At 63.6% G+C, this 13,352-nt stretch carries 7 protein-coding genes and 1 tRNA gene; 2 read left to right on the top strand and 6 right to left on the bottom strand.

What is annotated here, in order from left to right; all coding sequences use genetic code 11:
- Nucleotides 1-40 precede the first annotated feature (40 nt).
- Together B9Y51_RS03110 and B9Y51_RS03105 are read right to left on the bottom strand one after the other, a co-directional pair.
- Nucleotides 41-1,558, bottom strand: a complete 1,518-nt coding sequence (locus B9Y51_RS03110) for an amino acid permease (RefSeq protein ID WP_048681216.1) — start codon at nt 1,556-1,558, stop codon at nt 41-43.
- Nucleotides 1,559-1,661: 103 nt separating this feature from the next.
- On the bottom strand, nt 1,662-6,770 hold the full coding sequence (locus tag B9Y51_RS03105; RefSeq protein WP_143467968.1) for an Lhr family ATP-dependent helicase: 5,109 nt from the start codon (nt 6,768-6,770) through the stop codon (nt 1,662-1,664).
- Nucleotides 6,771-6,969: 199 nt separating this feature from the next.
- Here B9Y51_RS03105 and B9Y51_RS03100 point away from each other — a divergent pair, with 199 nt between their 5' ends.
- Entirely contained in the window at nt 6,970-7,572 is a 603-nt protein-coding gene (locus B9Y51_RS03100) for a malonic semialdehyde reductase (protein WP_048681221.1), read from the top strand.
- Nucleotides 7,573-7,586: 14 nt separating this feature from the next.
- Here the strand turns inward: B9Y51_RS03100 and B9Y51_RS03095 are convergent, their stop codons facing one another.
- Together B9Y51_RS03095 and B9Y51_RS03090 are read right to left on the bottom strand one after the other, a co-directional pair.
- Nucleotides 7,587-8,375 (bottom strand): DUF4232 domain-containing protein, encoded by a 789-nt coding sequence (locus B9Y51_RS03095; protein WP_085528728.1) that lies wholly within the window; start codon nt 8,373-8,375, stop codon nt 7,587-7,589.
- Nucleotides 8,376-8,454: 79 nt separating this feature from the next.
- Entirely contained in the window at nt 8,455-8,778 is a 324-nt protein-coding gene (locus B9Y51_RS03090; protein WP_048681230.1) for a 2Fe-2S iron-sulfur cluster-binding protein, read from the bottom strand.
- 161 nt (nt 8,779-8,939) lie between these two features.
- Between B9Y51_RS03090 and B9Y51_RS03085 the strand changes: the two genes are divergently transcribed.
- Nucleotides 8,940-10,076: an NgoMIV family type II restriction endonuclease gene (locus B9Y51_RS03085; RefSeq protein WP_085528727.1), complete on the top strand. Its 1,137-nt coding sequence runs from the start codon at nt 8,940-8,942 to the stop codon at nt 10,074-10,076.
- A gap of 35 nt (nt 10,077-10,111) precedes the next feature.
- Here B9Y51_RS03085 and B9Y51_RS03080 read toward each other — a convergent pair whose 3' ends face one another.
- Both B9Y51_RS03080 and B9Y51_RS03075 read right to left on the bottom strand, forming a co-directional pair.
- On the bottom strand, nt 10,112-13,084 hold the full coding sequence (locus B9Y51_RS03080; protein WP_085528726.1) for an ExeM/NucH family extracellular endonuclease: 2,973 nt from the start codon (nt 13,082-13,084) through the stop codon (nt 10,112-10,114).
- A 179-nt stretch (nt 13,085-13,263) separates the two neighbouring features.
- Nucleotides 13,264-13,339 (bottom strand) — tRNA-Arg (locus B9Y51_RS03075).
- Nucleotides 13,340-13,352 lie beyond the last annotated feature (13 nt).

Below are 13,352 nucleotides of genomic sequence, written 5' to 3'. Positions count from 1 at the left end.
CTGTCGATGCGATGCACGCCATGCATGGGGTCGGGGCCGACTACGCCGTGGGCGTCACATGTTCGGCCGAAGTGGGTTCATCCGTGGAGTTCCGCAGGCGGCTGTGGCGCCGTGAGTACGCGAAGTACACCACGATGCCGATGAGCAGCCAGATCACGAAACGGATCCAGGTCTCCAAGGAGAGGTTCATCATTAGGTACAGGCACATCAGCGCGGAGACGATGGGCAGGACCGGCACGAACGGGGCCTTGAATGAGCGCTTCAGATCCGGACGGCTCTTGCGCAGGATGATCACGCCGACGGAGACCAGGATGAAGGCGGACAAGGTGCCGATGTTGACCAAGTCGGCGAGCTTGGCCAGCGGGACGAAGGCTGCAAGGAGGGCGATCGCCAGGCCAGCGAGCATCGTGAAACGGTACGGCGTCTTGAACTTGGGGTGGGTCTTGCCGAGCGACGGCGGGAGCAACCGATCTCGCGCCATCGAGAAACCGACGCGCGTTTGGCCGAGGAACAGAATCATGGTGACCACGATCAAGCCGATGCACGCACCGATGGCGATGAGGTGTCCCATGAACGGCAGCCCGTTATTCGAGAACGCGGTGGCCAGCGGGGCGCCGTCGTTCGGATCGATGTCCTTGTAGCTCTGCATGCCGGTAATGACCAGCGAAACGCCCGCGTAGAGCACCGTCACGATGGCGAGCGAGCCGAAGATACCGATGGGAAGGTTCCGCTGGGGATTCTTGGTCTCCTCCGCGGTGGTGGCCACGATGTCGAATCCGATGAAGGCAAAGAACACCATGGCCGCGGCGGCCAGCACGCCACCCACGCCAAAGACGCTCGGTGCAATGCCGAAGAGGGTTTGCACGAGGGGCAGATGCAGGGCGCCGCCGGTCTGAGCGCTCGCGCCCTGCGTCGGAGGAATGAACGGAACCCAGTTGGACGCCTTGACGAAGAACATTCCGACGACGATCACGGCCAGGACGACCAACAGCTTGATGCCCGTGACGACTTGATTGAGGCGGCTGGAGAGCTTGACTCCGGTGATCAAGACGACGGTCAGGCCGACGACCAGCAAGAAGGCCGGCAAATTGACCCATCCGGTTTCCGCAGACGCGAGGGCGGGCGGAATTGCGAAGGGGGTGTCTTGCAAGATGACCCCGAGGTATTGGCTAAATGACGTCGCCAGAGCCGCTGCGCCGACGGTGAATTCGAGGATGAGGTCCCAGCCGATGATCCACGCGGCCAATTCACCTAGAGTCGCGTAGGTAAAGGTGTACGCCGAACCCGCGACGGGCACGGTCGAGGCAAGCTCCGCGTAGCAAACGGCGGCGAGACCGCAGGCAAGCCCCGCGATGAGGAAGGAGAGCACGATGGCGGGCCCAGCGTTCGTGGCAGCGGCGTGGCCGGTCAGCACAAAGATGCCCGCTCCCACGCTCACTCCGACACCGAAAACAATCAGGTCGAGCGCGCCAAGATTCTTCTTGAGCTGATGCTCCGGTTCCTCGGTGTCCCGGATGCTCTGCTCTACGGACTTGGTGCGGAAAAGTCCAGAGGACATGGTGGATCCTTTAGATCAGGTAATTCCAATAAAGATGATGATTGAGCGTACTCCGAGGTTTTCAAACAATGGACGGAAATCTCAGTATGTGGACGTGGTGGTTTTAGCGACGTATCCGTATCCCGCGCGGCGTCGAATAGAAGCCCGCGGCGGTGAGGGATTCGCGAAGGGCGGTCACGGGGGCAGGAGCACCACCAGTCTCTTGAGTGCCACGTTCCAGGATGGAGATCCCATTGACCTTTTCGATGACCAGCTTGTCGACGGCGCCCAATCTGACCGCCGAAGTGACGGCCGGCCCCGCAAGGGTCAGGTCTGCGACGTCGGACGTGAAGGTCAGCATCGTCTTGCCGCCTCGTTCGACGTAGAGGACGGGCCTCCCGTCCACCAACACCACCAGCGCACCGGCCTTTCGTCCGGGTCGAGCCAAACGCGGATTCTCCGTCGACGACGCGGCCTGAGGCTCGCCCCCGCTCGCGGTCAGTAGCCGTTCCGGCGCAACGGGATCGGGCCAGCCGAGGGTCGAACCATACGCATTCGCCGGGTCGCTCGCCGCGAGAACCAGAACCTCGGGGGCGCGCGGTTCGGAAGAGGAGCCTTCAAGTTGCTGATCGATGGTGGTGGAACGCAAGAGGTCCACGGTCAAGGGCGCTGCGAATTGTGCGCCGCCCAAACCCTCGACGAAATAACCGCGACGCGCTTCGCCCTGATCCTCTTGGGCCGTGAGGATTTGGTACATCGCCTGGAAGCCGCCGGGGGTTTCCTCGTGGGCTACGGCGCCTCGGGTCAGTACGCCGTAGCGGTCCAGCATCAGCTGGGCCGTCGCCACCGCCCGAACGGTGACGTCCAGAGGCTCCTCATCCAGGAAGGTGCTGACTCTGGACCACCGGCCGCTGAGCTCCCGCTCCCGTTGCGGGGAGAGCCCTGCGGCGACCCCCGTCGCCTCGCCTAATCCGCCGGGGCCCAGCCCGAAACCACCGGCCTGGTGCGCGACGGGATTGCCTGCGCGTCCCAACCGTGCGGAGGTGATGCGTCCCGCTCCGCGCCGTCCTCTCGAGCGTGAACGGCCCGGTGCTTTCGGGCGGGCATGGGCAGAAGAACCGCCATCCAAAAAGGCACGCAACGGTCCGGCCGTGTCGTTGGTGACCAATCCGGCCCACACCAATTCCCAGAGCGCGGTTCCGGCGAGGTCAAGGCTCATCCCAGCGCGCGTCGCGATACGGGGCAAGAAGTCCGCGCCGTCTCCCATGGCATCGAAGACGCGGCGGGCATCCTCGCTCAGGTCGTCGAGTCCCATGGGTGGGTCGGTGGGAATTGTCAGGTCGGCAGATTCGGTCAGGTGCAGGCGTACCCATCCGTCCTGTCCGGGGATCGTGCCACTGCCGGTCCACACCACGTCTCCGCGAGACATCGCTTCGTCCAGCATGCTCGGACGGTACCCCCGTACGCGCGCGGGCAACACCAGAGTCTCCACGGCGGAGGCTGGGAGTGGAACGCCCGCGAGCTGGTCGATGACGGTCAACAGGCCGTCCGCGTCGTCGACCCGTGGATCTTCCGAGGCGCCTTCCGCGCGAACATGTTGCCACGCCGGCAGGAACCGCGCATACGTGGCCGCGTCTACGGGCTCAATCTGGGCGCGCAGCTTGGCCAATGAACGACGTCGGATCGTTCGGAGAACCCCGACATCGCACCATTCCACGGCCGACTCGGAATCCGCCGCTGCCTCCACCATCTCCGGCGGTAGGAAACGTCCCTGGGCGATGCGACGGTCCGTCACTAGTCGCGTCAGTACCGTCTCGACCACGGCCGATCCCAGTCCCAGGGCGGCCGCCGCTCGGGCAGCGGTGAACGGTCCGTGGGTGCGTGCGAATCGGGAAACGAGATCACCCAAGGGATCCGCCACAGGTTCGATGAAGGCTTGGGGGATGCCCATGGGCAAGGGAATGCCCAACCCGTCACGGAGCCGGGCGGCGTCCTCGACGGCGGCGATCTTTTCCTGACCCGCGATGCGGACCGTGAAGGCTCGGGCGGCGCGTGTTAGCTCGGCCATGTGAGAGGCAGCGTCTACGCCGTCTTCAAGGCGTTCGGTGGCTTCGTCGAGGGTGAGGGGGCCCAAGATACGCAAGAGATCGGCCAGGCCCTCGACGCCGTGGAGTTGACGACCCTCCGTGAGGCGTTGCACCTGCGCTTCGGTCTCGCGAATCGTCTCGGGGTCCAGCAGCTCACGCAGTTCGTCCCGCCCTAACAGCTCGGACAGCAGCGTGGGGTCGAGGCTCAGCGCGGCGGCTTTGCGCTCGGCCAGCGGGGCGTCGGTGTTGTACAGGAATTGCCCCACGTACCCGAAGAGCAGCGTCCTGGCGAAGGGGGAAGGTTCGCTCGTTTCGATCTCGCGCACCGTGATGCGGCGGGAGGAAATGTCCTCATGGATCTTTCGCAGTGCGGGCAGGTCGTAAACGTCCTGAAGGCACTCGCGCACCGTTTCGAGGATGATCGGGAAATTTGGGTGGCGGCGGGCGACGTCGAGCAACTGTGCCGAACGTTGGCGCTGCTGCCACAGAGGCGTCCGTTTCCCCGGGTCGCGGCGCGGTAACAACAAAGCCCGGGCCGAGCACTCGCGAAAACGGGCGGCAAAGAGCGCGGAGGAACCAATCTGTTCGGTGACGATCGCTTCGATCTCGTCCGGCTCGAAGAGAAAGAGATCGGCGCCGGGAGGGTTTTCCTCCATGGCAGGGATGCGCAAGACGATCCCGTCGTCGGCGGCCATCGCCGAACCGTCCAGCCCGTAAAGTTCGTCGATCCTGGCACCGATCGCCAAGGCCCACGGCGCGTGCACCGGCATCCCGTAGGGAGAATGCAACACCACGCGCCAGTCACCGAGCTCGTCGCGGAATCGTTCGACCACGGCGGTCTTCTCGCTCGGGACCTGACCGGTTGCTTCGCGTTGTTCGTCGATATACGCGCACAGGTTATCCGCGGCCCACTCATCGAGTCCCGCGGTGAGCAACCGCTCGCGCGCCGCCTCTCGGCCGTCGGTTTCTTCCGCCAACGACGTCGCCAGCTCCCGAGTAAATCGTCCCGTGGCGGCACCCAGTTCGGCCGGCCGGCCGGGCCCGTCCCCGTGCCAGAACGGCAGTTTTCCCACCTGTCCCGGCGCCGGCGTCACGTTGACACGGTCGTGGGTGATCTCCTCGATCCGCCAGCTCGTTGCTCCAAGGGCGATGACGTCGCCATTTCGGGATTCGTAGACCATTTCCTCATCGAGCTCGCCCACTCGCTTGGGGCCGCGAGTCTCTTCGTCCGAGCCCACGATGTAGACGGGGTAAAGTCCGCGGTCCGGGATGGTCCCGCCGGAGGTCACCGCGACGCGTTGCGCCCCTGGCCTGGGTTCCAAGGTTCCTGCCTCGCGATCCCAAATCACCCGGGGGCGGAGTTCCGCAAATTCGTCGGACGGGTACTTACCTGCCAACAGGTCCAGCACGGCGTCGAATGCGGACCGGGGAAGGGCAGCGAATGGGGCGGTGTGCCGGACGGCGTCGAACCAGGCCTCGACGTCGATGGGCCCGGTCGCGCACGCCGCCACGGTCTGTTGCGCCAAAACGTCCAGGGGATTGGCGGGTACGTGCAGGGGCTCGAGGGCACCGGCACGCATGCGTTCGACCGTCACGGCCGATGAGAGCAGGTCCCCTCGGTGCTTCGGGTACAGGACGGCCCGCGAGGTCTCGCCCACCTGGTGGCCCGCTCGTCCCACGCGTTGCAAACCGCTCGCGACGCTCGGCGGCGACTCCACCTGGATCACCAGGTCCACGGAGCCCATGTCGATCCCCAATTCCAGGGAACTGGTGGCTACCACGCATCGTAAGCTTCCCGACTTCAGGGCATCCTCAATGAGCGCTCGCTGATCTTTGGACACCGAACCGTGATGGGCGCGAGCAAGCTCGGCGGGGGCTGTTCCCGTGGTGAGGTGATTCAGGGCCGGGGGAGAATAGGGCATCTCGCCGCCCTCGGAAGGGGCGGCATCGGCTACAGCATCATGGCGCTGTTCCTCGCGAAATGCGTACACCTCGTTGAGCCGCGAGGTCAGGCGTTCGGCGAGGCCGCGCGAATTCGCGAAGACAATGGTCGAACGATGGGCTTCCACGAGGTCGACGATCCGCTCCTCGACGTGTGGCCAGATCGAGGCGACGACGGTGTGCGGGGTGGTCGACGTCGGCTCCGCGGCGGAACCTCGGCTGACGGCTGCGGTGCCCGTTGAACTGTCGTCCGAATCCGACGGGGCGGCTTCGGCGCTGGTGGCCAGCGGCGACTCGAGATCCAGGCCTAGGGCATCCTCGAGCGTCGGATTCGCTCCGGCGGCCGACCCCGCGGAGACTCCAGTGCGGTGATCCGGAAGGTCGGTGCGTGGTACCGGAACCGTCAGATTCGACATATCTGGAACGGGGACCGAAACGGTCAGGTCCCAGGACTTCTCCAGCGCTGGTTGGACCACGCTCACCGGTGCCGTGCCTCCCAAAAACCGGGCGACGGCGTCCACGGGCTCGACCGTCGCGGACAGCCCGATCCGCTGTGCTGGAGCAGGGAGGATCTGATCGAGGCGTTCGAGAGACACCGCGAGATGAGCTCCGCGTTTGGTCCCGGCGACGGCGTGCACCTCGTCCACGATCACGGTATCCACGGCCGACAAGGTGGAACGCGCCTTCGAGGTCAGCATGAGATACAGCGACTCGGGGGTGGTGATGAGGATGTCCGGAGGGTCGGTGACCAGACGACGTCGTTCCCGGGCTGGTGTGTCGCCCGAACGAATCCCGACAGAAATCTCGCGAGGCTCGCGCCCGTGAAATCGCGCCGTCTGGGAGAGGCCAACCAACGGTGAGCGCAGATTCCGTTCGATATCGACGCCGAGGGCTTTGAGCGGCGAGATATATAGGACTCGGGTGCGCCGTGAGGAACGCTTCCGGCGGGCGGTAGGTCCCGTGTGCTCATCCTCCGAGGTGGCGGCAGCCTCGAGCCCCTCAGCGTCCGGGCGTAATACCAAGCGGTCCAGGGCCCAGAGGAATGCGGCCAAGGTTTTGCCGGAACCCGTGGGTGCCACGACCAAAGCATGTCGACCCTCCGCAATCGCTGACCACGCGCCTTCCTGGGCCGAGGTCGCGCGCGAAAAAGCGCCCGTGAACCATTCACGGGTCGCCGGATCGAATCGCTCTAGGGCCGAAGGCATGTGTCCCATTGTGCCGCTTTCCGTTCCTCGGCGCGTCGACGACGCCGCCCAACGGGTTCGCCGGGAGCGTTGTGTCACATCTACTCATCCACGTCATGGCCACGGAATATCTCTCGCGACTCGTTAGTTTATGTGTAAAGCAATATATTGAGGGGCGCGCAGGGCCCGCGAGGTCCGGCTCCGGCGGAAAGGACGAACTATGGACGATATCGCAACTCAGGCGAAGATGACCTCGCAGGACATTGACCTGCTCTTCAACGGGCGCACCGCGAGCGCCTTCGAGGATGTTGAGGTAACTGAGGAACAGCGGCGAGCCATTTACGAGCTCACCAAGATGGGCCCCACGGCGTTCAACTCCCAGCCGTTGCGCATTGTGTGGGTGGAAAAGGGAGAGGCTCGGGATCGTCTCGTCAGCCACATGATTGCCGGGAATCAGGCCAAGACGCAGGAGGCCCCGCTGGTCGCCGTCTTGGCGATGGACCAGACATGGCACCACAAATTTGATCGTTTCCTTCCGGCGCGTCCGCAGGTAGGCCAGATGTATATGGATCAGCCGGAGCTTGCGGCCGGAACGGGCCGGGACAATGCCTTTATCCAGGTCGGATACTTCGTCATGGCGGTCCGGGCCATGGGTCTCGCGGCGGGCCCGATGACCGGGTTCAACGCATCCGGCGTCGACGAGGATCTCTTGGCCGGCTACGACCTGAATTCGGTGGTCGTCGTCAACATCGGTAAAGGCGTCGAGCCGAAGTATTCTCGCTCCCCGCGCTTCGCGTACGAGGAATCCACCCTCACGCTCTGAGAGTCAAGGGCGGGTCAGCCCTGGACGCCCACCTTGCTCACGGACAGCTGGGACACCGCAGGATTTCCGCACGCGGAAAAGGTGAAGGGGACATCCAGGGAGTCCTTGGAGCCCGGAGCGGCGATGCGCAGTCCGCTGGCATTGGTTTTCTCACACGTCGATCCGTAGAGATCCGGTTGGGTGCTCCGCAATATGGCTGATGTGGAATCGCCCGGCTGCAGCGTCGCCCCGGTGCCTCCAAGGTCCGTGGCAGGGGTCGCGGCGGCTCCGATGGTTTGTCCCGAGCCGCCGATGAAGTTGACCGTGGGGTAACCGGAGATCTTGCACGGGTTCGAACCGGAATTCGTGAAAGTCATGGTGTAGTACGTCGAACCGGCGGCACCATTGGACGTGTCGACGGCAACGTGGAGATCGCCCCGGCCACAAGAGCTTTCGCTCGAGGCCGCCTCACTCGACGACGAAGGCTCCTGCCCCGGAGGGTTACTCGGCGTGGGCTGGGTCGGCTGAGCGGATGGGGTCTGTGAGGGTTCCGCCGGTGCCTGGTCCACGGTGCCACTCGGTTGTGGCGTTGGTTCCGCTTCGGTCACGGTGGGTGTCGGGGCGGGCTGCGTCGTCGCCGCGCTCTCTGAGGGGCTCGGTTTCGGAACGGTCGAAGAAGACGAGGCGCTCGCCGAGCTGCTCGACTCCTGGCCGTCGTGCCCCGAGGTGTTCCCTGAGGCGCACGCACTGGCTCCCAGGGTGAACGCGATGAGCGTTACCCCGGTGAGCGCCGTACGGATGCGTCGAGTTGTTCGGTCGTACATGTGCCTAGAGTAGGCAGATTTATGACGTGGTGCCAGCGGGGACGGGAGGCCGGCCCCGTCATGCGTGGGGAATCAGTTGCTACATTCCGGGCTTGAGCGTCACCGTGGCGCCGTCCAGTTCGTCGTTGTACTGCGTTTGGCAGGCGAGCCGGGAGTACTCATTGGCGACGTCGTCGATCATGTCCAGCAAGTCCTCTTCTTCTTCGGTGCGGTCATCTCCGCCGGCTTCGAAGTGCTCCGGATCCATGAAGGTGTGGCAAGTGGCGCACGATGCATTGCCGCCGCACGTGGCGAGCACCGGGTACTGATTCTTGTGGAGGCATTCCAGGAGCGTCTGGTTGTCCTTCCACTCGACTTCGTTGGAGTCCCCAGACTCGTCGACCACGGTGATGTTAATGCTCATTGCTCTCCCGTTGTGGGTGAAATTTTCGTGCCTTCACAGTCTAGGCAGGCGGCGCAAGGAGGCCATAACCCCTTTTGCGAGAGGTGACGTGAAACATAGGTCGGCGTGATATTTCTGCACAGTGAGTAATCTGGTCGGAAACTGACGGATCTGGAGGATGCATGAGTCGACGTCGCCCGCAGCATGAACCGGAGGAACAGTTCCTCTTTTCTTTGGACCTCACCGAATTTGCCGGCGAGGGGGCACAACCGGAATCGAAACGTCGTCCAGATGCTTCGGAGAAGCCAGGTGCTCCGGCCGAGATTCATGCCGTCGAGGGTGCCGACCCGAAGGCCCCCGAGCCTCCAAATCTCCGCGAAGCCGAAGCCGAGATGACGCGCGCGGAAATTGCGGCCTCGCGCCGTAACGATCCGGAATACCTTATGGATAAGGCGCGTCGGGTATTTCACCGGGCGTTACTCGACGAGCGAGTACTGGTCATGGATCCGAATTCGGGAGTCCCTTCGAATGCGGACAAGGATTCCGCGTCCAGCATCCGGTACGCCCAGGCGATGACAGACGGGATCGGTGGTGTTCCGGAGGCGCGGCGCGCACCCGGGCATGGTGTGCGGCGGAATTTTGAGCGAGCGGTCGCTGCGTACCTGAAGTCCGTCATGCGCGCCCTGGATGTTGTGCGGCCGGGGGAGTGGACGGTGCGTCGACTCGGCGACGTCGCGGACGGTCAAGGCGCTCAGGACGCGTCGACCGTTTTCGAACAATATGAACATGTCAGCGGATTGCGGGAGGCCATCGCTGCCCATCGTGACCTTCGTGCATTGATCGGCCACGATTCGTCGATCATTGCCCCGGACGTGGTGGTGGCTCGCGCCCCCGTGGCCGACTCCGAACTCAACGCCACGGCTCGCCTCGTGGACCCTCTGGGCCCGCTGGCCTCGGCGAGCCCTCTCCGTTCCGCGGTGCAGGAAAAATCGCTCTTGCACGCCGTCGTCGCGTGCAAATGGACCTTGCGAAGCGATCGCGCCGAGCAGGTGCGTTCCGAAGCGCGTCATTTGATACGCAATCGCAGGGGGCGCGTCCCTCACCTCGTTTTGGTGACCGGTGAGCCGATGCCGTCCAGGCTCGCGGCCGTGGCGTTGGGGACTGGGGATATCGACTGCGTGTATCACGTAGGTCTTCACGAACTCCTGGACGCGATCGACCCCGCGACGGATCCGGCGGGGGCGGACCTCCTGCACACCATGGTTCAAGGCAGGCGGCTCAAGGATATTTCGGACCTTCCGTTGGACTTGGCCCTGTAACCTCGGCCGCCCACCCTGGAAACGTACGGTGCGACTTACGACTGTTCGGTGCGCCGGCGGCCTCCGACAACGACGGCGATGGCACCTCCCAGAAGCAGCACGAGACCGATGATGACGTAAGGCAGGACCGTCGCGCCTGTGGAAGCCAAGTCACCCGTAGGCTGCGACCCCGAGGCCATTGTCCCGTCATAGAAACCGTCGTTAGTCCCGGTGGAGGTCCACGGCGTGGCTGAGGAGATACCGTCGTCAGCTGGTCCGTTCGAGTCCTCGGGCGCCGTCACCCCCGGGTTTTGCCCTGCGTCATTCTGGGCTGGAGAGTGGCCTGTGCCGGTCGATGGGGCGGTTCCGGCGGAATGACTGGTTTCATCCGATGATCCATTGCCACCCTGAGGCTGATCCGGCTGAGTCGAGGCTCCACCCGCCGGTTGATCGTCTCCCGTGCCGGGCTGGACGTTCCCGGGTTGAGCATTGCCGGAACCCGGTTGTCCCTGACCTGATGTCGGATTCGAGGAATCGGAATGACCGCTCCCGGTTGCGGCCCTCGTATCGAAGCCCACCAACAGCGGGTCGTGGTCCGAGGAACGATACGGATCGTCCGAATACAGGTTCGTCACGTTGTTGTTATACCGGCTATATTCCAACCCCACGGATTCCACGGAATTGATATTCCAGACGTCGGCTCCCGAGAGCTTGCTGAACATGGGACCTGAGGCCAGCACGTGGTCGATGCTCCCGACGCGCCCACCAAAGAGGTAGGTGTGCTTATTCGTCTTGGCGGAACCGATGTCTTGGTAGCCGGCCTTGTAGAGGATCTGCATGGGATCTTCTTGGGTGTAGGAATTGAAATCACCGAGGAGTACCACGTTCTGTGTTCCGGCCTTTTCTTCCTGCGCGGCGGCAAAAGTGCTCAGCGACTGAGCCTGTTCCTTACGTGATCCGTTGGAAGCGCCCTGGCCGTCACCGGTGTCGGCGTTCCCCGCACCTGCGCCCGAACCCTTCGACTTGAAGTGGTTGACGATGGCAAGGAATTTCTGGCTGCCCTCCGAGGTGGGCTGGAAGGCCTGCGCCAGCGGACGCCGGGCGTTATCGAATGCGGGGTCGTCGAGCAGGATGGTTGACTCGCCCACAGGCTTGACCTTGGCCGGCTGGTAGATGAAGGCCGTGCGGATCACATCCTCCGAGCTGGGCAGCTGGGCCGGTGAATCCACGGCTTTCCACTTATTCGTGCCGGCAGCTTTGTTGAGCTCATCGACCAGATGGTGGAGCGCTTCGTCGCGGTTCTTGCCGAATCGAGCCGAGTTTTCGATCTCCTCCAGGGAAAGTACCGAAGTATCCAGCGAATTGATCGCACCGACGATCTTTTGTTGCTGCCGTTGGAAATTATCCGCGTTGGCGGCACCGCGGGCATCGCAACCGCCGCTCACGGTCACCGGATTTCCTGCGCGGTCCTCGTAGTAAGTGCACCCCGTCAACTGATCACCCGTGGTGGGAAAGTAATTGAGCACATTGAAACTGGCGATGCTCACGTCTCCGCCAACTTTTTCAGGAGCCGGAGTGCGATTGTTGGCGAAGGACACCGGGGAGTCGGATGCCTTGTTGCCGTTCAGCCACGTCGTGGGCTGGAGCCTCCAAGCATCGAATCCATAGCCGAGGACCACCGGCTTATTGAAGGTCGCGCTTCCACCGACCCGCAACGGGTCGGTGGTGGAGAGGTATGGGACGGGGGTTCCGTTGGCGCCCCTGGTGTAGTCCACGGTTCCGCCGTCGTCGAGAAGGTATTCCTTGCTCGCGTTCTGGGCTTCGATGGCCTTGGCATCCTCGCCGGGGGCGGCGACGTCGGTCGATTGCGGAAGTGCCGTGGAGCCATTCGTCAGTCCGACTTCACCGTAGCGGTTGGTGTTGTAATTGTCGGTCACCGTGATGGGACCGCTCGGTTGCAGAAGCATGCCCTCGAGCGCCTCGCGCGCGGCCGGATCTTCCGGGAAGGCACCGGTGACGGGTTGGACCGGCTCAACCTGGTCGGCGAGCTTGTGCTCATTTCCGCTATCCACCGTCATCTGTGTTTGCCCGTGGTATTCACTCACGGTGCCGGTGACCTCAATGTAATCGCCGACAGCCACTTGCCCCACGGTCGCGGGGGAGTAGACGAAGAGACCGTCAGAACGGCCTGGAGTCGGATCCTGATCCCCACCGGTTCCGGGAGTCTGGATGAAGTATCCCTTCAAGCCGCCATCCGGATATGCAGCGGTCACGACGCCGCTCGTCGTTTTGGTCTGGCCTGCTGCCGGGGATAGATCGGTGGTTCCCTGGATGTCAGCAATGGGGGTTCCATGGGAGGTCGACGGCGGGGCAGCGCTCGTTGAGGACGACGAGCTGGACGGCTCGGGCGTAGCCGGAGCGGATGTGGAGTTGGCAACGCCGGGAGTGGGGGCCGCGGCTTTCCATGTGCCATCGATGCGTTGGATCGATTGGCCGGTGGGTGACGTGGCGCCAGTCGGATCCGCCGGTACTCCGCGAATTCCAGCCGGTAGGGATGGGGAGGTACCGGCCGTGATTCCACGACCGCCGGCTGTTCCACCGATCTGCTCGAAGTCTGTGCGTTGTCCCGAGGGATCAGCCACGAAGACGGCGGCCCCATACTTGCCGTCCGCACCGGATCCGGCATCGACGCTATTGGTGATGGGCACCTTGACCTCGTAGTAACCCGAGGAAGGGATGGTGGTGCCTTCCGAAAGAGTCTGGAGGTGCTTGCCATCCTGAAGGTTGCCGCCCCGAGCCACCGAACCGACAACATATCCGCTCAAGTCCGCTCCAGGTTCACCGGAGATTTCCACGAAATCGGAGGCGTCGTCTCCCGCGTAGGAGATTTCGGATATTTGGATGGGAGCTAGCGCTTGGGACGGTGCGGCGGCGACGGGCGTGAGAGCCCCGGCAAGGAGGGCTGCCGTGGCCAGGGACGTAACGCCGCGAAGACGGCGAGAACAACGCAATGTGGATGCGGAAAACATGAAAACCTCTGATGCATGGAGTGATGAGCACCTTGAGGATATGAGGTCCAACGGTTACCCAGGCGAGGGGTGCGGAATATGTGTGTGAACAGCTGGGAAATACATTGCGCCACTGCACGGTGAATCGTTACGACCGTTAATCAGTGAAGCCCCGTCACCAGGTGGTGACGGGGCTTCCGTGGTGCGCCCGAAGGGATTCGAACCCCCAACCTTCTGATCCGTAGTCAGATGCTCTATCCGTTGAGCTACAGGCGCATGGTCTCTCGCA

The organism is Kocuria massiliensis (assembly GCF_900169715.1).
Classification (GTDB): domain Bacteria; phylum Actinomycetota; class Actinomycetes; order Actinomycetales; family Micrococcaceae; genus Rothia; species Rothia massiliensis.
This window is presented reverse-complemented; position numbering and strand designations above follow the sequence as displayed.

Bases quoted from the DNA above. Each gene is read 5' to 3' on its own strand.
- B9Y51_RS03095 (WP_085528728.1), bottom strand. From the start codon at position 8,375: ATGTACGACCGAACAACTCGACGCATCCGTACGGCGCTCACCGGGGTA.
- B9Y51_RS03100 (WP_048681221.1), top strand. From the start codon at position 6,970: ATGGACGATATCGCAACTCAGGCGAAGATGACCTCGCAGGACATTGAC.
- B9Y51_RS03085 (WP_085528727.1), top strand. From the start codon at position 8,940: ATGAGTCGACGTCGCCCGCAGCATGAACCGGAGGAACAGTTCCTCTTT.
- B9Y51_RS03090 (WP_048681230.1), bottom strand. From the start codon at position 8,778: ATGAGCATTAACATCACCGTGGTCGACGAGTCTGGGGACTCCAACGAA.
- B9Y51_RS03110 (WP_048681216.1), bottom strand. From the start codon at position 1,558: ATGTCCTCTGGACTTTTCCGCACCAAGTCCGTAGAGCAGAGCATCCGG.
- B9Y51_RS03105 (WP_143467968.1), bottom strand. From the start codon at position 6,770: ATGCCTTCGGCCCTAGAGCGATTCGATCCGGCGACCCGTGAATGGTTC.
- B9Y51_RS03080 (WP_085528726.1), bottom strand. From the start codon at position 13,084: ATGTTTTCCGCATCCACATTGCGTTGTTCTCGCCGTCTTCGCGGCGTT.